At 62.4% G+C, this 21,422-nt stretch carries 13 protein-coding genes; 10 read left to right on the forward strand and 3 right to left on the reverse strand.

Features of this window, described 5'->3' with window-relative positions; all coding sequences use genetic code 11:
- The first annotated feature begins 93 nt into the window (after positions 1-93).
- On the forward strand, positions 94-2,256 hold the full coding sequence (gene malQ, locus KRX55_RS00965; protein WP_370625719.1) for a 4-alpha-glucanotransferase: 2,163 nt from the start codon (positions 94-96) through the stop codon (positions 2,254-2,256).
- 651 nt (positions 2,257-2,907) lie between these two features.
- Here malQ and KRX55_RS00970 read toward each other — a convergent pair.
- Positions 2,908-4,242 carry an MSCRAMM family adhesin SdrC gene (locus KRX55_RS00970; protein WP_218405997.1) on the reverse strand — a complete coding sequence of 445 codons (1,335 nt, stop codon included), beginning with the start codon at positions 4,240-4,242 and terminating at the stop codon, positions 2,908-2,910.
- Between the two features lie 3,424 nt (positions 4,243-7,666).
- Between KRX55_RS00970 and KRX55_RS00975 the strand changes: the two genes are divergently transcribed.
- From KRX55_RS00975 to KRX55_RS00985, 3 genes are read left to right on the forward strand one after another with little or no spacing between them, the layout of a single operon-like run.
- A complete protein-coding gene (locus KRX55_RS00975) occupies positions 7,667-9,052 on the forward strand; it encodes a carboxylesterase family protein (protein WP_218405998.1) in 1,386 nt (461 codons plus the stop codon).
- Positions 9,053-9,097: 45 nt separating this feature from the next.
- Positions 9,098-10,888 carry a maltose alpha-D-glucosyltransferase gene (gene treS, locus KRX55_RS00980; RefSeq protein ID WP_218405999.1) on the forward strand — a complete coding sequence of 597 codons (1,791 nt, stop codon included), beginning with the start codon at positions 9,098-9,100 and terminating at the stop codon, positions 10,886-10,888.
- A gap of 10 nt (positions 10,889-10,898) precedes the next feature.
- The gene (locus KRX55_RS00985; protein WP_370625720.1) at positions 10,899-12,161 is read left to right on the forward strand and encodes a phosphotransferase; all 1,263 of its coding nucleotides are present in this window, start codon (positions 10,899-10,901) and stop codon (positions 12,159-12,161) included.
- On the opposite strand, the gene idi is transcribed toward KRX55_RS00985, so the two are convergent.
- Positions 12,154-12,711, reverse strand: a complete 558-nt coding sequence (idi, locus tag KRX55_RS00990) for an isopentenyl-diphosphate Delta-isomerase (protein ID WP_218406000.1) — start codon at positions 12,709-12,711, stop codon at positions 12,154-12,156. The genes KRX55_RS00985 and idi overlap by 8 nt on opposite strands.
- 47 nt (positions 12,712-12,758) lie before the next feature.
- Here idi and KRX55_RS00995 point away from each other — a divergent pair, with 47 nt between their 5' ends.
- Both KRX55_RS00995 and KRX55_RS01000 read left to right on the forward strand, forming a co-directional pair.
- Positions 12,759-13,844: a polyprenyl synthetase family protein gene (locus KRX55_RS00995; RefSeq protein WP_218406001.1), complete on the forward strand. Its 1,086-nt coding sequence runs from the start codon at positions 12,759-12,761 to the stop codon at positions 13,842-13,844.
- Complete coding sequence (locus tag KRX55_RS01000; protein ID WP_255567447.1) at positions 13,837-14,715, forward strand: phytoene/squalene synthase family protein; 879 nt, start codon at positions 13,837-13,839, stop codon at positions 14,713-14,715. The genes KRX55_RS00995 and KRX55_RS01000 overlap by 8 nt, the downstream gene beginning before the upstream one ends.
- A 42-nt stretch (positions 14,716-14,757) precedes the next feature.
- Here KRX55_RS01000 and KRX55_RS01005 read toward each other — a convergent pair whose 3' ends face one another.
- Positions 14,758-15,312: a hypothetical protein gene (locus KRX55_RS01005; RefSeq protein ID WP_218406002.1), complete on the reverse strand. Its 555-nt coding sequence runs from the start codon at positions 15,310-15,312 to the stop codon at positions 14,758-14,760.
- A 127-nt stretch (positions 15,313-15,439) separates the two neighbouring features.
- On the opposite strand from KRX55_RS01005, the gene KRX55_RS01010 reads away from it, so the two are divergent.
- From KRX55_RS01010 to KRX55_RS01025, 4 genes are all read left to right on the forward strand, one after another.
- Positions 15,440-16,567 (forward strand): MalY/PatB family protein, encoded by a 1,128-nt coding sequence (locus KRX55_RS01010; protein ID WP_218406003.1) that lies wholly within the window; start codon positions 15,440-15,442, stop codon positions 16,565-16,567.
- Positions 16,568-16,740: 173 nt separating this feature from the next.
- Positions 16,741-18,348, forward strand: a complete 1,608-nt coding sequence (brnQ, locus tag KRX55_RS01015; protein ID WP_218406004.1) for a branched-chain amino acid transport system II carrier protein — start codon at positions 16,741-16,743, stop codon at positions 18,346-18,348.
- Between the two features lie 311 nt (positions 18,349-18,659).
- On the forward strand, positions 18,660-19,382 hold the full coding sequence (locus tag KRX55_RS01020) for a hypothetical protein (protein ID WP_218406005.1): 723 nt from the start codon (positions 18,660-18,662) through the stop codon (positions 19,380-19,382).
- Positions 19,383-19,641: 259 nt separating this feature from the next.
- Complete coding sequence (locus KRX55_RS01025; RefSeq protein ID WP_218406006.1) at positions 19,642-21,222, forward strand: hypothetical protein; 1,581 nt, start codon at positions 19,642-19,644, stop codon at positions 21,220-21,222.
- Positions 21,223-21,422 lie beyond the last annotated feature (200 nt).

A 21,422-nucleotide genomic window follows, 5' to 3' on the forward strand; every position in this document is an offset into this window, starting at 1 on the left:
CGGCCACCGGAGTGCGGGTGCCTCCGGCTCTGGCGCGTCCGCCCACGGGGCGAGGGTGCGGCCGGAGACCACTGGATGGCAAGATGGGTGCCCGTGACCTACATCAATGAGCTGAAGTCCCTGGCAGACCTCCACGGGGTGGCGACCAGCTACCACACCGCCGCGGGGGAACTGGTCGAGGTGCCGGAAGACACCCTGACCAAGATCCTCGCCGCACTCGGGGTGGACATCCTCCGCGGTGGGGACGAGCCCACCGCCGAGTCCCTCGCCGCCGCGCGTCAGGCCCATCTGGACTCGCGGTTCACCCGCCCGCTCCCGCCGTGCGTCGTGACGATCGCGGGACAACCACACGAGTTCACCGTCCACGTGCACGACGGGGAACCCGCCACCGTGACCATCACCCTCGAGGACGGAGGCACCGTCACACCACAGCAGGTGGACAACTTCGTCGAGGCCCGCACCATCGACGGTGTCACCTGGGGGGAAGCCAGCTTCGCGGTACCCACCGACCTCCCCCTCGGATGGCACACGCTGTCCATGGAATCCACCGGCGGAGTCAGCGGCTCCTGCCGGCTCATCGTCACCCCGGCCCGACTCAGCACCTCCGACCGCTACCTGCGCACCCCCGTCGCGGGCGTCATGGCGCAGCTCTACTCGACGAGATCCCGGGACAGCTGGGGCATCGGCGACTTCGGCGACCTCCGCGACCTCGGACGCACGCTGGCGGAGAACGCGGGCGCCGACTTCCTCCTCATCAACCCCCTCCACGCCGCGGAACCGTTCCCCCCGGTGGAGGATTCCCCCTACCTGCCGACGACGCGCCGGTTCACCAATCCGCTGTACATCCGCGTCGAGGACATCGAGGAATACGGGCTCCTCTCCCCCGCCGACCGGGTCCGCATCGAGGACACGGCAGCGAAACTCAAGGCAGACAACACCTCGCCAGAGGAGATCAGCCGAAACCCGATCTACGCGGCGAAGCTCTCGGCGCTGCGGGAGATCTACGAACTGCCGATGACCCCGTCCCGCGCCGAGGCATTCACCTCCTACCTGGAGAAGGAGGGCCGGGGCCTCGACGACTTCGCCAACTGGTGCGCCCGCCGCGAACTCGAGGTTCTCGCCGCCGGCGGCACCGTTCCGGGGGTCGACGCCGCCCGGGAACGCACCGTCGAGGAGGCCGCGGGCTTCTACCGGTGGCTCCAGTGGATCTGTGACGACCAGCTCCGATCAGCGCAGCAGGCCGCCACCGACGCGGGTATGTCCATCGGCGTGATGGCCGACCTAGCCGTCGGTGTGCACCCCGGTGGCGCCGACGCCGAGAATCTCTCCGACGTTCTCGTCCAGGCGGCATCCGTCGGCGCACCACCGGACGACTACAACCAGCAGGGCCAGGACTGGTCGCAGCCGCCGTGGCATCCGGAGCGGCTCGCCGAGTGCGGCTACGCCCCCTGGCGGGACATGCTCCGCACGGTCCTGCGTCACTCCGGCGGCATCCGGGTCGATCACGTCCTCGGGTTGTTCCGCCTCTGGTGGATCCCGCGCATGCAGCCGCCGACCACCGGCACCTACGTCCACTACGACTACGCGGCCCTCGTCGGTATCCTCGCCCTCGAGGCCGAGCGGGCCGGGGCGGTCGTCATCGGTGAGGACCTGGGGACCTTCGAGCCGTGGGTGCAGGAGGTCCTGAGCGGTCGCGGCATCATGGGCACCTCGATCCTGTGGTTCGAGCACGACCCCGAGATCTCCGGGCCACGCCGCCAGGACCGCTACCGGGAGCTCGCGCTGACCTCGGTGACCACCCACGATCTCCCCCCGACCGCCGGGATGCTCCGGGGCGAGCACATCCAGCTCCGGGAACGGCTGGGCCTGTTCACCACGGATCCGGAGGAGGAGGACCGCGGGGATCTCGCGTGGCAGAACGAGGTTCTCGCCCGTATCCGGGAACACGGTTGCTTCGCCGGTACCACCGTCGAGGGACGCAGCTTCGAGGGCGCGGTCCGCGGTGACCGTGGCCCGATCCGGGAGCTTCTCGTCGGGATGCACCGGTACATCGCCGGGACCCCGTCCGCGCTCGCGTGCACGTCACTGGTCGACATGGTCGGGGACGTCCGGGCGCAGAACCAGCCGGGCACCACGCACGAGCTCTATCCGAACTGGTGCGTTCCGCTCTGTGACGGATCCGGGGATGTGGTCCTCATCGAAGACCTCCCCGACAATCCGTGGTTCCGGGCCGTGGCCGAGGCGTCGAAGCGCTGAATCCGTGGAAGAGGGGCGGGCACGTGGTCATACATGTGCCCGCCCCTCCATTTCCTCGCGTCGTGAACGGCTAGATGAGGGTGACCAGCCAGCCGATGATCACGAGCAGGAGGAGCGCCACCAGGGCCAGCTTCACACGGGAACGGCCGTAGTTGCGCTTCTTCTTCGGTGCCTGGTTACTCATAGCGGATATCGGCCACTGCTTTCTCGTCGAAACGTCATGTCCGCCGTCCGGCGGTGCTGCCTACCACCAGTCTAGTCCTCCGATATCTTAAAATCCCGTTGGGTATTCGAGGCAGATGCCAACGACAGGATTGGATTAGAATGGCGATGGCGATGGACGCTGAAAAGCCCTCGATCACCATCGCCCGCAGGGTGAAAAGACCGCCTTGAACTACCAACCACACCCAGGACTTTCCTGAAGCACGCTAAGCGAAGCATGAGTGTGGAGATATCCGTAATCAAGACGACCTGAACACCAAGCGGTGCATGGTGAGCCACAACCGCTAGCGGCCACATCTGATTTGGTGATCACGTCCCCTCAGCGCTGCGCGACTCGAATCGGCGAAGCATCAAATACGCCGCGCCTGCTTCAAAGTTCAAAGCCGCACCCGCCAGGTGAGCTTTTCCTCAAGGCCGGTCAGACCGGAGTCAGTTTCCGAAACCTACGAAGAAATTAAGACCTCGAATAAAATCGCGGAAGAATCCGGTAAGCCACGCGAGCAATCCTCCGAGGAACTTCACGATTGCAACCACCGCGGCGACGGGCGAATTATCGCTTGGCCCGGTCCCGGTGTTGTCGTCACTGGGATTCGGAGCGTTGTCATCTGGATCGCGGGTATCATCCCCGGAACCATCCGAAGCCGACTCACCGTCACCCGAACCATCCGAAGCCGACTCACCGTCACCCGAACCATCCGAAGCCGACTCACCGTCACCCGAACCATCCGAAGCCGACTCACCATCACCCGAACCATCCGGGATCGACCCACCGTCACCCGAACCATCCGGGATCGACCCATCATCATCAAGAGTGAAACCGATCCAACTCGGATCCGCGAGCGGCCCCATGTATCCGGGTATAGCTTCAACGTCAATTTTTTGATCAAAATACTTCATGCATGCGCTGCTAGAGGCCGAAATACGCTGATAAGCGCGGTAGGCTTCTGCGGCATCGAGGCTCATAAAGTCCTGAATGGCCCGGCGCCGCATTTCGCGGATTCTCTTATACTCCTGAAGTACCACTTTCTGAAGTTCTAGATCTGAATTAGGAATAGAGGAATCATACTCACCGTTACCCATAAGCGAGTCGATGCCCCGATTCTTATATTCCTCAAATTTCGAAATGAACTCCTCTTTTGAAAGATCAGGGAGCGAACCAGCACCACCGACAAGGTGCGCGTGAACCGAAGTGGCCCCAAAAAGTACCAAATCGTCATCGACAGTAAAGACATCCATCTCACTAGGCGAGACGGAGATTCTAAAAAGGGAAGACCAAAGTGCAGGAACTGAGGAAGCTTCATCAAAACCATACTTTTTGCCGACGGCTTCGTTCGCGGGAGCTAGTTCTTCAATTCCCTGATTAAGTTGAGATATTTCCTCGTCAATCTCTGCCATTCTCTCTGAAGCTTCTTCTCCAGTGCCCAGTAGCTTACGCTCTTGCTCGAGCTTGGTGATTTTCATCTGCAACTGCCAACTCTTCTTAAAAGAAGGTTCCTTCGTGGCTTCTTTTAACGCCGCAAAAACCGCAGCATAGTGATCCAATTTCGCCAAATATTCGGCTTGGACAATCTCGGAATAGTCAAAGCTCGACAGGAAACCACTTAACACAGTAGCACGGTCACTGTCCGTAAACTTCGAGTTACAATACAACTTTTCATCCCAAGACCCAGCATAAACAAATGTATCGGCCGATGCTGGGCTGACGAAAACTGAGGCCGCAAGAGAGACTCCGACCAGCGACCCAATGGTTCTACGAAAATACACGACGCTTCCTCACGGTGAGATTGACAATGATGAGATACCAACGCTACGGCATCGACCGCTGCAGGTTAGCTTTTTTCGGATTATCCGTCCACTTTCCCACGAAACTACCCCCATCATGATTAGCCCGATCTTTCACGGTGGCAAACACTCAAAACTGGACCACTGCCCACCATTTGGTATTATTTAGCCCGCCGTCTCATGGTAACCTTTTCACGCTATTCTAGATGAGCGATACATCGCCACGCGCCACCCAACAACCTTTCTAAAGACCGCGCAAACAAATCGATCGGATACCGCGCAGGATCCACAATAATCCATTATTTGATTACCGATAATCGACCATTCTCTATATTATTGCAGCACCGAACCTATTTAAAAACAGCTAAAGCTACACTCGAACACCACGGGTGACACCCCTACGTCTCCCTAGCACGTACGCTCATACCCAAATACCGAGATAGCCCGCCAGCCCCGAAGAATTCGCCGACAATAAAGGGCTACTTAGAATCGTCATCCTCAGGAACTTTTGGCTCACTGGCGGACATAACCCTTACCCGCATCAAGGAATTTGAACTAGCAGGAGGATTGGTTCCCGACGAAATCGAGTTCCGAGAACTACGTACCAACGGCAGTTCAAAGACAGTGTCCAATCTGTTAACCAGCTTAGTTGCCAACACGGCAATCGGAGTACAGATAAGCAGAGCGACGACCATGACCAAGGGCGTCTGGATCCACAGCGGCGCACTAGTAAGCCATTGCCCGACCCGATCAGCCCACGGTGTGATAGTTGCGAGATAGTCCATAATCTCCTGAGCCTAGCCGAAATAGCAGAAAAAACACAGAGACGGGCCCGACGGGACCCAACTCCTCCTGAAAGACCCGAATCGCCAACTCCCCGACCAGATCGATATCCACACCGGTAGCGGGTCAAATCGAGAACGCTGTGCGACGAGCCCCGGCCAATAATTGCAATAGGTTAGCGACTGAACACCATCTCGTCTTATTCATTTGTCACCAACTCTCCCCCTTGCGCCTATTACCGCAATTCCCTCGCGACCTGGAACCTTTTATAGAACAAAAGCCGGAGAATCTCCACGACGCCAGAATCGGCCTATACTATTTTATTGATACCTGCTCTGAAATCATACAATAATCGAATTCTATTTATGACGCCTTTTCCACATCGATTCCCCAAGATCATCGTACCCTCAGAAGCGCTAGCTTTTAAATTGGATACTTGTATCCAGACCGTAGGAGTCATCGAATTATTCTTCAATCAGATAAAACAATACTCCGTTAGGAACACCACCAAGAAATAAGAAAACGACAGCACTCTTATCTTACATTTTCGAAACGAATTCCTCGTTATTAATTTTGTTTTGCTTGGACAAACATTGTTTATCCCATACATGGAGCATTCGGCATCCACACAGTACGGTCCAGAATTACAGAACTGCAACCGGTTTACCGAGATCTAAACACCTTACTTTATTTTTGACACCATGTGCAGTACTTGAACGACGACTTACAATCGGTCTTCCTACACATTGCCCATCTGACGTATATTTGGCCTGAATACCAATCCCGGATGGTCACTGGAGCTATCCATAATCTCTGCAATTCCGATTATTCAGTTCTCTTTTAATTCTTGAGAAACTGTTTTTCCGCGCCACATCTTTTCGGGCCAAATTTAACTGTCTCCGAGGCGGCCGAAGCGAACCTAAGATTGCAGCCCATTGAATCGACCGCCGCCCAACCAGCGCCAACCCAGTAGAGCAGCTCGAAAATTTCTATCGAGGCCGTAACCTACTCAAAACAGCACCCCAATCAAACGGAGTGAAAGAATCGAAATTGCCATAGTTGGGGTGAAATAATTGTCTTGCGCCAAGCTATCGGGCATGAGCTTTCCGAAGTGTAATCCTTTTTATTTCTACTAACCGCTGCTTTAGAGACATACGGAGTTTGCACCAATTTGCGAGCAGCCACGGCGGCATGGAATCTTTTTCACTAGCCTGGATAATTGAGCAATATAGAACGGATATCGACATCTATCAGATTCACCGCCGTCGAGGAATCGATTTTCCGTTAAGTTGCTACACACCGCAGCAGGGCCCACAGGAATCGATACCCCACACTCCCCCCACTTGGAGAGAATAAGTGCGGCGGCGTCTCGACATAAATGTCTTGTTTTCACAATCGCCGAAACCGACGGGGTCTCCAGCTCTGTTCGAAAAGGACCTCGATCTGGTCTTGGAACATATTCTGGCAAAGATCTAGACCGGGTTCGTTTAGCATCGCTGACGGATCGAAACATCTATCCGGAAGAGCTTCGGAAGCTACCTGGTGGATGTAAGTGGTTCGGCGCGATGGTCACTGCTTTCGGCTCGCACCGGGGGTTATCGCAGCCCCTACGGGACACCCGTCTGTGTTCGCGAGAAAATAATCCGAATATCTTTCGATCACGCTAACGTGCCGGGTATCGAATCCCTAAACCAGCTCAAGACTCAAGATTTTGATGTTTTCGATGATATTGGCAATCTCATCTCAACCTAGTAGAGCGTATTGATAAGTCCGTAGGGTTAGACCTGGACCCGCATCTGCTTTTGAGTGCGCGCCCCGGAGTTTAATTACCGTTTTTTTGCGGGTCAATCTAGATCGGCGGCTTGAGGTTATCTTAATAAACGGGTAAATTTTGGTTCGCCCGCACGTTCTCCGCCATCTGGGAAAGGGAAAGGGTTCGATCAGTCAGTGCGGAGCACAGAGTTTTTCCAATCTGAACCGTACGTAGGGTGACCAGGCTGGTCTTCTTATATTTCTAATCCGGGAGTGCCTAACCAGTGGTCAGGTTCGAATGGTGGATTCTTGGCAGCCGTTTGGTTGAGGTAGTGAGCTCAATCCATTGAAAGAGTGAACGTCACTCCAATCGAGCTGGTCGGCTCGGCTCTTTCGGTGACCGAAGCTGAATTTTAGATATTTCTTGGTGCTCCAGGTTTTTCAGCCGTCTTGGGTCTGGGGAAATTCTGTTCCCCGGATAATCCGTAACGTTGGTGGAACACTTGCGGTGGTCAGAATTCGTGGAGCATCGGTTGAAGATTTTTGAGATCGAGACCCGCCAGGTTTCAACAACTTGGTTTTTCAGTTGCTTGCTTTTGAGTCAGATCCTTCTAACGCCACATCTACTAAGCTCAGGTGGCGATTTCGACGGTGAAGGCGTTATAGCGGTCGGGACATCCGCGATTTTTCTTCAATACGAGATTGGAGGATCAGATCGGCTGTGATTCTCCAACAACGTAGAGCACGTATCCGAGAACTATTCGGAACAGTGTTGAAGCACGGACCTTAGGCAGGAGACGCGCTTATACCTTTGTATTTCTAGCTCCCTGCTCCTACCTCGACCATTTTCCGGGTTGCTAGCCTGAGGACCATGGATTCTTCCCCGACTCTGCAGATCCACGCACCCGATGCGGTAGCCACCGGCGCGATCGGTTCCCCTTCAGACACACGACGACCAAGGGGCGGAGACACGGTCACTTTTTATTCACTGCCCTACTCGCAGCTCCCGTCCCCCTTCGCCACCCCGGAACCGTTGCGGGAACGGGTAACCGTCGATGCGACGGTCCCGAAGGCGCGCAAGGTGGGACTCACGGTCAGTGCACCGGTGTCCGCGGTCCGTGCGGCCGCGGACGGTGCGTCACCACCGCCGGATCTGCCCGTGATCGCCTTCCTCCACGGAGGTCGCTACGAGTCCGGGCACCACGACGGATCCTGGTACGGCGGTCAGGCATTCGCCCGGGACGGGGCGGTGTTCGTGTCCATCGGGTACCGGATGGCGTTCGAGGGGTTCGCTCACTTCGACGACGAGGACCCGTCGCACTACCGGGGCACCGACGACGCCGCCATGGCGCTGGAGTGGATCCAGCGCAACATCGAGTCCTTCGGCGGTGACCCGACGAACGTGACGCTGATGGGGCAGTCCGCGGGCGGCGGGATGGCCGTCTGGCTGGCCCGCCGCGACCACTACCGGGGAGCCTTCCGCCGGATCGTCGCGCTCTCCCCCGGGTACCCGCGCCAGTCCTTCGATCGGCGCCGCCGTGCACTGCCCTTCCTCGGCGGTTCCGCGGCCCGGGAGAAACTGACGTCCCTGTCCCCGAAACGGCGGGACGCCCTCTACCGCCGCTACCGCGCCCGTTACATCACGGATTCCGCGGTCGGGCCCAGCCCGTTCGACGGTTCACAGCTGGTCGATGTCCCCATCCTGCTGACGCACACGGCGGACGAGTTCTATCTCGAGCCGGTCGGTGCCTGGTGCGACGCCCGGGGCATGGGGTCGCGGTTCGCCAGGCTGCTCGCCGGGAACCTGGGCGCGACGATGGACCCCGGCGCGTACATCGACGCCTGCCGGAGGATCGACCCGGACCGTGTCGCGGGGCGGATGATCGGGGATTCGACGATCCGGCGGTGGGTGAGCTCCATCGCGGAGACCGCACCCGGCCCGGTGTGGATGCTGCAGTTCACGGGCAGCGGGGAACAGCCGGCGCTCCACTGCGCCGAGCTCCCGCTGGTGTTCGACTGCCTGGACACACTGCCGGCACGGGTCGACGCCCTGCTGGGGGGCGACGCCGCGGTACGCCTGCAGCCGGTGGCCGACCGGGTGCACCGGATGGTGCTGGACTTCGCCTCCGGGCAGCGCCCCGGGTGGCGGATGTTCGACGTCGACGGCGGCCGATTCAGCCGTACCCTCGACATCACCACGGGGGAAACGGCTTCGGCTGCGGATCCTCTGGGGTACGTCCGCAGAACCTTTCCCTGACCCCGGTTCTGCACGGAGGACACCGGATTTTCTAGTCTGGTGTGCATGGCTGACGATCCCCTGAAACTGCACACGACCGAAGAGGCACCCGAGCCGGAGATCGACGCGGAGGGTCACGTCGTCGAACCGACCTCCGACGACTTCGATACGCCGGCCCCGGCGCCGGGCGACGCCCCCAATGAACGCCCCGAACCCGAGTGGTACAAGCAGGCCGTGTTCTACGAGGTCCTCGTCCGAGCCTTCAACGACTCGACGAACACCGGCTCCGGTGATCTCAAGGGCCTGACGGAGAAGCTGGACTACCTCCAGTGGCTAGGCGTGGACTGCCTCTGGCTCCCGCCGTTCTACGATTCCCCCCTGCGGGACGGCGGGTACGACATCCGGAACTTCCGCGAGGTCCTCCCCGAGTTCGGCACGGTCGACGACTTCGTCGAACTCATCGACCAGGCGCACCGCCGCGGTATCCGCGTGATCACCGATCTCGTGCTCAACCACACCAGCGACCAGCACCCCTGGTTCATCGAGTCGAAGCGCGACCCGGACGGCCCCTACGGCGACTTCTACGTGTGGAGCGATTCCGACCAGAAGTACTCCGACACCCGCATCATCTTCATCGACACCGAGACCTCGAACTGGACGTGGGACGCGGAACGCGGCCAGTACTACTGGCACCGTTTCTTCAGCCACCAGCCGGACCTGAACTACGACAATCCTGACGTGTGCGAGGCGATGCTCGACGTCCTCCGGTTCTGGCTGGACCTCGGGCTCGACGGATTCCGTCTCGATGCGGTGCCCTACCTCTACGAGCGGGAGGGCACCAACTGCGAGAACCTGCCCGAGACCCACGAGTTCCTCAAGCGGTGCCGCACGCTCGTGGAAGAGGATTACCCGGGCCGGGTGCTGCTCGCGGAGGCGAACCAGTGGCCCGAGGACGTCGTCGAGTACTTCGGCGAGAAGACGTCCGGCGACGAGTGCCACATGGCGTTCCACTTCCCTCTCATGCCCCGGATCTTCATGTCGGTCCGTCAGGAGTCCCGCACCCCGATCAGCGACATCCTCGCCGCGACCCCGGACATCCCGGAGACCGCTCAGTGGGGCATCTTCCTGCGCAACCACGACGAGCTGACACTCGAGATGGTCACCGACGACGAACGCGACTACATGTACGCGGAATTCGCGAAGGATCCCCGGATGCGTGCGAACGTCGGTATCCGGCGCCGTCTGGCCCCTCTCCTCGACGGCGACCGCAACCAGCTCGAGCTGCTGACCGGCATGCTGCTCAGTCTGCCGGGTTCGCCGGTGCTGTACTACGGCGACGAGATCGGCATGGGCGACAACATCTGGTTGGGCGACCGCGACGGGGTGCGTACCCCGATGCAGTGGTCCGACGACCGTAACGGCGGTTTCTCCACCGCGGCACCGGAGCGGCTCTACCTGCCCGCGATCCAGAACGCACAGTACGGCTACTCCGTCGTAAACGTGGAGAACCAGCTGGCGCAGGAGAACTCCCTCCTGCAGTGGAACCGCCGCCTGATCAACTGCCGGAAGCAGCACCCCGCCTTCGGGCTCGGCGGCTACCGCGAGGTCGACTCCGCCAACCAGGCGGTGCTCAGCTATCTGCGGGAGAACGGCGACGATGTCATCCTGTGCGTGAACAACCTGTCCAACCGCCCGCAGGCCGTTTCCCTGGATCTGTCCGAGTTCGCCGGTGCCGTGCCGGTGGAGCTCACCGGGGGCGAGGAGTTCCCCGCGGTCGAGGAGGGCCACGACTGGGTGGTCACACTGGCCCCGCACGGTTTCTTCTGGTTCGACCTGTCCTCCCGTCACAACAAGTAGGAGTATCCACGTGAACCCCGCCGCTCTGGCAGCCACCCTGTCCACCAGCCGCTACTACGGTGCGAAGTCGCACCCGATCGACACCGTCGAGGTCGTCGCCGCCACGGAGGCCGCCGGCGGGCGGTGGCTGGTGGTGCGGACCCCGGACGGGCTGTACCAGATGCTCGTCGACGACACCGACGAGGCGCTCCCCGACGTGCTGGGGACCCCGGAGGTCGCGACGGCCCTAGGCGCGGCCATCTCCGAGGGCCGTCCGGCCGGCGGTGGCACCCTCCACGCCGTGGGCGGGGACACCGACGGCGGGCCCGACGGGACCCGGGAGCCGGGTGAGCTGGCCGGGGTCGTGATGCCCCGGGAGCTCCGGGGACGCCGGATCTCCGGGGAGCAGTCCAACACCTCGCTCGTGTTCGGCGACGGTTCCACGGAGTTCCTCATGGTGAAGTACTTCCGGAAACTGCAGCCCGGGGTCAACCCCGATGTCGAGCTGCTCGCCGGGCTGTCGGAGGTCGGCTGCCCGAACATCGCCCCCCTGCGCGGCTGGGTCACCATCGACGTGGACGGCTGGGAGTTCACCACAGCGATGGTCCAGGACTTCGCCCGGGGGGCCGCGGACGGCTGGGAACTCGCCCTGGAACACGCGGCCGAAGGCCGGTCATTCGCCGAGGAGGCCCGGGCGCTGGGCCGCGCGGTACGTAGGGTTCACGGCGATCTCGCCTCCGCGTTCGACTCCGCCACCACGGGCGTCGACGAGGTGAGGGACCACCTCACCGGGCGGCTCACCGAGCTCGCCGGCGATGTACCGGTGATCGGTGACTACCGGGATGCGGCGCACGCGGTCTACGACGGGCTCGACACGACGGCGACGACGCCGGTGCAGCGGGTCCACGGGGATCTGCACCTCGGCCAGGTGCTGCGCACCGACGCCGGCTGGCTGCTCATCGATTTCGAGGGCGAACCCGCCCGTCCCCTCGAGGAGCGTCGTCAGCCCGACAGCCCGCTCAAGGATCTGGCCGGGGTGATCCGTTCCTTCGACTACGCCGCACACTTCCACGCCCAGAGCGATTCGAGTGCCCCGGGGCCGGAGGATCCGGCGGCGTGGGCGCGGGACTGCGTCGACGCCTTCCTCGAGGGCTACGGCACCGAGAACACCCCGCTGCTGGAGGCCTACCGTCTCGACAAGGCGCTCTACGAGGTGGCCTACGAGGCCAACAACCGGCCCGGCTGGCTGGACATCCCCCTCGCGGCGGTCAAGCGGTTGACCGGGATCAGCTGATCCCGAGCGCCGTCCGCAGTTCGGGGTGGGCGAGCTGCTCACCCATCCAGGGGCTGAACGCGAACGGGGCGGCGTGGACGGCGGCGACGAGGCGCGACGGTGCGATCCACGCCGTCTGATCCACCTCCCCGGGAAGCGGATCGATCCGGGCCCCGGGGGCGAGGAACGCCGTGTACACCGGGCAGATCTCGTTCTCGACGACGCCCGAGGAGTCGACCGCCCGGTACCGGAAGTCGGGCAGCACGCAGGTGACGTCGGTGAGGTCCCGCGGGCGCAGGCCGAGTTCCTGGGTACCGCGCCGCAGCAGTGCGTCGACGGTGTCCTCGTCCGGCCCCGGGTGCCCGCACATCGTGTTGGTCCACACCCCGGGCCACGTCTTCTTCCCGAGTGCCCGTCGGGTGAGCAGGACCTCTCCCGCTCCACCGATCAGGTAGCACGAAAACGCGAGGTGGAGCGGGGTATCGGTGGAGTGCACCGTTGCCTTGGGTGCCGTTCCGGTCGGCCTGCCCGCGTCATCGGCCAGGACCACGAGCTCACGTCCGTTGATCATGCGACCAGCTTAACCACCGTCCCGGGTCACATGAGACAATGGGACACATGAATCCCCCGACCACCGCCCCGATGTTCCGGGAACGCAGCGGGCGGTCCGTCGACTTTCTCCGCTCCAGGTTCGCCGAGGTCTCCGGCCGACTCGTGGAGACGGACCTCCACGCCGCCGAACCGCTCCGGGACGCCAGGGACATCTGCACAGGCGGAAAACACCTCCGTTCACTGCTGGTCCACATCGCCGCGGACCGCCCGGCGGGACCGGCGCCACACTGCGACATCGCGGTGGCTGCGGCCTTCGATCTCCTGCACGGATCCTTCCTCATCCTCGACGACGTCTTCGACTCGGACGGGACGCGCCGCGGGAGGCCCACGGTGCACACCGCAGCCGGGAACCGGGCGGAGACCTGTTACGGTCTCGACGGCCCCACCGCTTCCGCTGACGCGGCGCACTACGGCGAGTCGGTCGCCGTACTCTCCGGAACCGCGGCCCTGACCGGGGCGATCCGTCTGGTCGCGGACTCCGGTGCCGGGGACGCGACGACCGTGGCTCTGATCCGACTTCTCACCGACGCGGCGGGCCTGTCGATGATGGGTGAGTTCCTGGACATCCACTACTCCCTGCCGGGTGTCGAGGCGGACACGGACGCCGTACGTACGGCGAGCTTCCTGAAGACCTCGCCCTATTCCTTCGGCGCCCCGCTCATGGCGGGTGCTCTGCTCGCCGGACGCGACGGGCACACCTCCGCACTGCGTGAGATGGGGAGCCACGCCGGAACCGCTTTCCAGCTGGCCAACGATCTCCAGTCCGTGTTCTCACCGAGTTCTCGGACCGGGAAGAGCGCCGCGGGCGATCTGGCGCTGGGCCGGGCCACCCCTCTGCTGACTGCGGCCAGGGACACCGGTGTCGGCCCGGATCTCGAAGCTATTCTCGCGGGAGACGGTCCCGACGGGCTCCAGCGGGTCCGGGACCTGCTGCATTCCTGCGGCGCGGTGGACAAGGTGATCAACCGGGCACAGGATGATCTCGCGGGCGCACGGAAGATCCTCGACGACACCGGTGTACTGCCCTCCCCGGAGGCGCGGCGGGCGTTCTCCGCGGTTCTCGACGACATCGCGGAGAGCCTGCATGTCTGAGCGTCACTCCCCGATGGCGGACTACGACGCCATGTCCACCAGCGCCGCGGGCCGGGTCATGGAGACGTACTCCACCTCCTTCTCCCTGGCCAGCCGGCTCCTCGACGCCCGGACCCGGACGGACATCAGGAACCTCTACGCTGTCGTGCGCATCGCGGACGAGATAGTCGACGGCGCCGCGACCGACGCCGGACTCACCGACACCGGGGTACGCGAGGAACTCGACGCCTTCGAGCGCCAGGTGACCCGCGCCCTGGTCAGCGGTTTCTCCACCAACCCGCCGGTGCATGCCTTCGCCGGTACCGCCCGACGCACGGGTATCACCGTCGAGCACATGACCGCGTTCTTCTCCTCGATGCGCCGCGACCTGTCCCCGTCCCCCGTCTACGACGACGCTGAGCTCGCGGCCTACATCTACGGCTCCGCCGAGGTCATCGGGCTGATGTGCCTGTGCATCTTCACCGCCGACCGCGAACTACCGGAGGGTGACATGGACCGGTGCGCCACCGGTGCCCGTCGGCTCGGGGCCGCGTTCCAGAAGATCAACTTCCTGCGGGACCTCCACGAGGACACCGCGGAGCTGGGTCGCAGCTACCTCGATGACGGAGGCCCGCTGACGGACCGGCGGCGGGACGAGGTCATCACCGATGTCCGGACGGACCTCGACGCCGCGCTGGAGACCGTTCCGATGCTCCCGACCCGCGTGCGTGCCGGGGTGATCGCCGCGGCCCTCCTGTACCGGGAACTGACCGATCGCCTGGCGGTGACGCCGGCGTCCGTGATCATGCGGCACCGGGTGTCCGTCCCGGCCCGGGTGAAGGCGACCATTCCGGCGCGGGCGCTGCTCATGGCGGCGCGCATGCATCCCTGAGTCACCCGTCCCAGGCCCGGTGCACGGTTGCGTTGAGAGGACTCAGTTGCGTGGCAGGGATCCCTTGAAGATGACGTTGCCGATCTTGAATTCGGCGTTGTACAGCGCTCCGTAAGAGGTCTGGAACGCGTACGCGAGGTTCGTCGAGGCACCGGGACCGAGTGGTAGATCGAGCGCGGACACCAGGCCCGGATACTGGTCCTCGGTCATCCGCTGGATCTGGGTGAGATTGCCCGCGTAGTCGGAGATCGCCAACGTGGGAGCGGTGAACGCATCAGCGGGAAGCGGTACGTCATTGCGGTTCGTGATGAGGACGTGGATGACGGAACCACCGTAGTTGCCGTAGTTGACCGACATGATCTCCCAGTCCACGTTCAGGCCCGGGTCGTGGGCCGGTTCGTTGAGATCCTGGTCGACCAGAACCGGCTCGACCTGTTTCGGGGTGAACGGCGTCTTCTCCTCGACGACGGGGGCGGAGCTGATGGTCTCCGGTTCGGGAGCGGGCGTGTCAGCGTTGTCACCCGAACAGGCGGCGAGAGTCACCGCAGCGAGAGCCACCGCAACGATTCGGGCGGCGGGCCGGATCCTGGTAGTCACTTCTTGCACCACACCTTCCGCGGGGTTCTGATGGTCGTCCCACCGGGGTCCGGCGGTCGTATGCACACTCATCCTAGTATCCCGGGGCCTTCGGCCCCGCGACCTGTCCGGGACTAGATTCGGTGTCATGTATTTTCCTTCTCTGGATCAGCTCCGCGAACGTGGCACGCAGAAATGGACCCTCCACCCGGATGATGTCCTCCCTCTCTGGATCGCGGAATCCGATTTCGGAACCTGCCCCGAGGTGAAGCAGGCAATGGCCGACGCTGTCCGACGGGAGGCGTTCGGCTACCCCCCGGAGCCCACGTCACTGCGCTCCGCGATGGTCTCGTTCTACCGCTCCCGGTACGGGGTGTACCTCAACCCGGACGGGATCTTCGCGATTCCCGACGTGGTCCGGGGACTGGAACTGGCGATCACACACTTCACCCGACCCCGATCGCCGATCATCATCCCGGTTCCGTGTTACCCGCCGTTCCTGGATCTTCCCGTGATCACGGACCGCGAGGTCGTGTACGTCGGTGCCGAGGGTGGACTGGACCCGGACGAGATCGAGAGGGCGTTCGCCGCCGGAGCGGGATCCCTGATCCTCTGCAGCCCGAACAATCCCCTGGGCTACACCTTCGACGCCGATTTCCTCCGCCGGCTGGCGGAGATCGCCGCGCGGCACGAAGGGCGGATCATCGTCGACGAGATCCACTCGCATCTCGTCTACGACCGACTCCACACGATGGCCGCCACGGTCAGTGGGACCGCGGCGAAAGTGTGCATCACGGTGACAGCGGCATCCAAGGCGTGGAACGTCGCCGGGTTGAAGTGCGCGCAGATGATCTTCACCAATTCGGACGACATCGCCACCTGGAACGGATTGAATCACCTGCTGCGCAGCGGGTACTCGACACTGGGCCTCGTGGCGACTGAAGCCTGCTACCTGGCGGACCAGGCATTCCTGAGTGAGGAACTCGATCACCTCCGGTCGAACCGGGACTGGCTCGCGGCCGAACTCCCGGCACGGATCCCGGGTCTAAAGACGACTGTCCCCGAGGCCACCTACCTGATGTGGCTCGATTTCCGGGACACCGCAGTCCCCGGCGAACCCGCCCCATGGCTGCTCGAACACGCCCGCGTCGCACTCAACGACGGAACGACCTTCGGCCCGGGCGGTTCGGGCCATGCCCGGTTGAACTTCGCCTGTTCCCGGGAGACACTCACCGAAGCCGTGGACCGGATGGCGAACGCCTGCGCACAGGCGTGATCTTCACCACTGCGGCAACTCAGGGCCCCCTACCTGCTACGGTCTGTTCGGAAACACACAGTAGTGTTTTTCGGGTGAAGAAAGCCCGGCTGATTCTGTTCACTTCCGGGCGGACATCGACCGTTTCCGTGCGCCCCGCATTTCCGCCCGGTGCACCCGCGTGAAAGGCAACAATGAGCACCCCAGCATCCACCCGATCAGCAGGCGCCACCGGCACCATCGCAGTGGCGACACTGATGCTGTTCTCGATGTTCTTCGGAGCCGGGAACCTCATCTTCCCACCCATGCTCGGTGTGGAAGCCGGCACGGGGTTTCCGCTCGCGATCACCGGATTCCTCGCAGCCGGGGTGCTGCTTCCGGTGCTCAGCGTCATCGCCGTCGCCATCACGGGTGACGATATCTACGATCTCGCGCAGCGGGGCGGAAAGATCTTCGGGCTGATCTTCCCGATCCTGGTCTATCTGGCGATCGGCGCGTTCTATGCACTGCCCCGTACCGCCGTCGTGAGCTTCTCGACCGCTGTGACACCACTCACCGGTCTCAATTCAACCGCCGCGGCAGCGGTGTTCTCCGCGATATTCTTCGCGCTCTCTCTGGCGCTGGCATTCGACCCGACGGGGCTGGTGGACAAACTCGGCAAATACCTCACCCCGATCCTGCTCACCCTCCTCATCGTCCTCGTCGCACTCTCCGTTCTCACGCTCCAGAGCAATCCCGGACCAGCGACCGAGAAATACACCACCCACCCGCTGTCCGCCGGGCTCATCGAGGGTTACCTGACGATGGACTCTCTCGCCGCGCTGGCGTTCGGAATCATGGTCGTGTCCTCCCTGCGCTACAAGGGGGTGCCGAACGGCCCGACGCTCGTCCGGGGTGTCGGAACCGCGGCCATCGGTGCCGGAGCACTTCTCGGTGTCATCTACGTTGGGCTCGGGATCGTCGGTCAACGGGTGCCGGATGCCCGCAATTACGACGACGGCGCGACGCTCCTCGCCCATGCCGCGGAATCCACGATGGGCTTCACGGGCATGGTCGTCTTCGGACTGATCGTCTTTCTGGCGTGCCTGTCCACCGCCGCAGGACTCATCGGTGCGACGAGCGAGTTCTTCCACCGCATCATGCCCGGCATCTCATACCGGCTCTGGGCGATCATCTTCGCGGTGATTTCCCTCATGGTGTCGACCATGGGACTTGAGACGGTACTCGCCATCGCGGCACCGATCATCGGTTTCCTGTACCCCGCGGCGATCACCCTTGTATTCCTGACGCTCATCGAACCGATCTTCCGCCGCAAACTCCATTACGCGTTCCTCTTCTCCCTGGCGGTTGCGGTTATCTGGGCGGCCCTAATGACCACCATTTCCCTCGGTTGGGGCGCGTCGGTCACCCGTCCGCTGATCGACTGGGCACCGATGCACGCCCAGCAGCTCGGTTGGGTCGTCCCGACACTCATCGCAGCCGGAATCGGTTACGTGGCGGATCTCATCGTCCGCCCTGTCCGCGCTGTCCCGGTCGGTGGTGAGCACCAGCTCGAGGCCGAACTACGACGCGGCCACCGTGATTCCGAGGCCCTCGAAGAAGCTGTGATCACACACGACCCCGAAGCCATAGCGGAGGTTGAGGCATCCGATGCGGAGGAGGCACTCGAGGCTCTCGATCAGCGTATCGACGCCATCGAGCGCGAACGCGCCGAAGCGACCGCCCGTCTGGAGGCACTCGACGAAGCGAGGGAACTCGCTGAACAGCATGCGGAGGACCTCCGTGGAGCCTCCGATAGCTGACCCGAAGCACGGACAGGACTGACAGACACCGCACGACCACCCCCTCAGAAGAGGGCGGAGATTTTCCGAGAACATCTGCGCCCGGCACCGACGTGCCGGGCGCAGATGCATGTCCACCGGAAATTACCTGGGGCCGACCGGTCCCGGAGATACCTCCATACCGGCAAAAGGACCGGACCTCCACAGCGACAGGCTCACCCGATGGCGTATGCGAGCGCCGATAAGGGTCGGTACACAGCGGACTCCTCCGGTCCCCACTCCACGAAATTCCCGGCACCAGGGAACCTGCCCGGGATCCGGGGAGTCTGACCATGATGAAACCCACCGAATCCGCTCATGTTGTCACCGTCGTGGAGAAAATGAAGACCCCATTGAACGCCCCCAGACTTCTCGGACTGTTCCTTGCATGCGGAGCTCTGGCACTACCGGCCTGCCACGGACCGGCTCCCCCACAGACAGGCACGGGAGCCGATTCCTCGACCGGCAGGTCAGACGACAGTGCGGGTGAGGACACCTCTAACGAAGATCTGTCCTCGGCGACGTCCAACGCCGACGGAAGCCCCATCGTCTTCGATCCCGTGGAGGCCGGAAAGAACCTTCCCGACCCATGCCTGGAGCTATCTGAGGAAATCATGAACAGGATCGGGTTCACCAGTGATTATGAACGGTTTACTTATGGACTGGACGATGAACTACCGGGAAAAGGGATAAGTTGCGACCTTAGTTTAATTGAGAAACACGAAGAAGTGACCGCACAAGGTTTCTATTCAGACAATGTTAGTCGAGATTACATCATCAGAGAAGGTCTATTCATCCGAGATGCCAAGGAATCAGGGGTTCCAAACGCATACTTCTACACTTTCTCACCCCAAGACCAGAGCACTTGTTTTATTGGCACACATACCTCCAGAGGACGATTAGGGCTTGTCGTCACAGGACCAACAACATGGAGCTGGAGAGAATCTTGCCCCCTGGCGCTGAAGTATTTTGACAGGGCATACCAGTTCACCGAGGGTTTTGCCTGGTTGAAATGATTACCAAGGACCAAAAAGGAGAACGGAAATGGCAATTCACTTCAACATCCCAGAACTAAATGGCATCGTAAGTTCTTTGCAAGAAAATCAACAGAAGATTCAAAATGCCAGCAACCAGATTATATTTGGGCCACGTATCAGCGCATATTCTTCGGCCCCCGGCCTGGAGGATCTCGGCTGTCAACATGCTCAGGTATTGACCGGTGGCGCTGGCTCTGCAGAGGACGTGCTCGCCGTGTGCCGCGCGCAGGCTGAATGGTTGGCAGAAGCTCTGCATTCGACGGTGCGGGCGTTGGAAACCATGGACGGGGTTACCCGCATCCAGCTGGTCACCGGAGCACCCGGGCCCGAAATCACACCCGATGCACTCCCGTTTCCCGATCGACCGGGCGCGGACTACCGCCCCTTCACCTTCACTCCCCCACACGTCGGCGGCGGCGTCGACTCTCTGGCGGCGCTGGCCGCGTTGTTCTCAACGACCAACACCGCAGCCGCGGAGCGGGCTGAACAGACCTGGAGTCGCGCCGCGACCCAGACCGCCGAGATCGCCGAAGATCTCGAGTCGATCGCCGGAAAGATCAGGGACCTGACCGAAGGGGAATCATTCGAGCAGGCTGCACAGACCATCTCGACCGTCGCCGCGAGTGCGCGGGTGTTTTCCGGCAACGCCCGAATCATGGAACGCAGTGTGGCCAAACTCAACCCCATCAGCTCCTGGGCTCAGTCGGAGATCGCTGCGGCCCAGGCGGAAATCGAATCGATCGAGGATCCCGAGGAGCGCGAGGTCGCGGAGAAAGCCTGGGTCTCGTCCTTCCTCGCCGGTAGTCTCCCCGCAGAGGTTTCCAGCGCGGTTCCGCCGATCAGACACCTGATGGAATCCCCGGTCAGTGGGCACAGTGGACACACAGGCAACAGTGGCGGTCAGATCGGGTTCAGTGACACCGCTCCGGCGATCACCGGTGGCACAGGAACGGGTACTGACGGCGGCACCGCAGGGACGATCGCGTCCGCCCAGACCGGTGGTACCGACCTGGTGCGGCCGGATTCGCTCGGTACCTCAACCGCCGGAGTCGGAGGTGGTGGCCCCGCGACGCCCACCTCCGGACAAGTACCCGTGACTGGTGGTGGGGTGCCCGTGACTGGCACGGCCGCATCCGGCGGCATCACAAACCCCGGTACCGGTTCAGGTGGTGGGGTATCCGTGACCGGTCCAGCCGCACTCGGTGGCACCGCCGGCGCTGTCCCCGGCGCCAGCACCGGCAAAACTGGTGCGGGTTCCGGTGCAGGCACTGGCGGGTTGAGTGTTGTGCCAGGCTCAGTCGGTGCTGCCAGCGGTGGGGTTCGGGGTACACCGGGTGCATCGCCAGGTGGTTCGGGCGAGGGATTTACAGGCCCAGGCGGTTCGGGCAAGGGATTTACAGGCCCAGGCGGTTCGGGCAAGGGATTTACAGGCCCAGGCGGTATCGGCCACCGGTCAGCGGCCGTACCGGGTACGCGATCCGGAACAGGGGTGAGCCGTTCCGGCGGGGGCGGCGTTTCCGGTGGTGGGCTGACGCAGCGCCCCGGCGCGTCTGTCCCGGCGACGGGCACAGGTGCTGTGGGTCAAGCGGCCTCCGGTGGCACGCAGGGCACAGGCGTGGGCCGGGGCGGGATGGCCGGTGGTGTCCCGATGTCCGGCACCGCCGGTGGCCGGCGGGACCGGAAGAAGCCGTCATCGGTGTTGTCACAGGTGGAGCGGTCGGGGAATCTGGAGAAAATCCTCGGCCCCGCACCGTTGACGGTACCGCCGGTCATCGGTGACTGGGCACGGAAAACCCCGCCGGACACGGCACAACGGTGAGTCTCCTGTCCCACTTCACCTGGGACGGGGAGGCAGGAGAGGACGGAAGATCCACGACAGGCACAGATGGAGTGCTTCCCTGCCCTGTGTATCCCCGACACCGATTTGGTCGTCGCTGATGCAGTCACTGTCGTCGTCTGGGTCGTACTCGATCGCGGTCCGCGGGACGCCATCAGTGTTCTTTCCCCGGCACCGTCGAT

Source organism: Corynebacterium sp. TAE3-ERU16 (assembly GCF_019209935.1).
Classification (GTDB): domain Bacteria; phylum Actinomycetota; class Actinomycetes; order Mycobacteriales; family Mycobacteriaceae; genus Corynebacterium; species Corynebacterium antarcticum.

What these genes read in the sequence shown, in the direction of transcription:
- brnQ (WP_218406004.1), top strand. Translation starts at nt 16,741, where the DNA reads ATGAGCACCCCAGCATCCACCCGATCAGCAGGCGCCACCGGCACCATC.
- KRX55_RS01010 (WP_218406003.1), top strand. Translation starts at nt 15,440, where the DNA reads ATGTATTTTCCTTCTCTGGATCAGCTCCGCGAACGTGGCACGCAGAAA.
- KRX55_RS00995 (WP_218406001.1), top strand. Translation starts at nt 12,759, where the DNA reads ATGAATCCCCCGACCACCGCCCCGATGTTCCGGGAACGCAGCGGGCGG.
- KRX55_RS01000 (WP_255567447.1), top strand. Translation starts at nt 13,837, where the DNA reads ATGTCTGAGCGTCACTCCCCGATGGCGGACTACGACGCCATGTCCACC.
- KRX55_RS01020 (WP_218406005.1), top strand. Translation starts at nt 18,660, where the DNA reads ATGATGAAACCCACCGAATCCGCTCATGTTGTCACCGTCGTGGAGAAA.
- KRX55_RS00975 (WP_218405998.1), top strand. Translation starts at nt 7,667, where the DNA reads ATGGATTCTTCCCCGACTCTGCAGATCCACGCACCCGATGCGGTAGCC.
- idi (WP_218406000.1), bottom strand. Translation starts at nt 12,711, where the DNA reads ATGATCAACGGACGTGAGCTCGTGGTCCTGGCCGATGACGCGGGCAGG.
- treS (WP_218405999.1), top strand. Translation starts at nt 9,098, where the DNA reads ATGGCTGACGATCCCCTGAAACTGCACACGACCGAAGAGGCACCCGAG.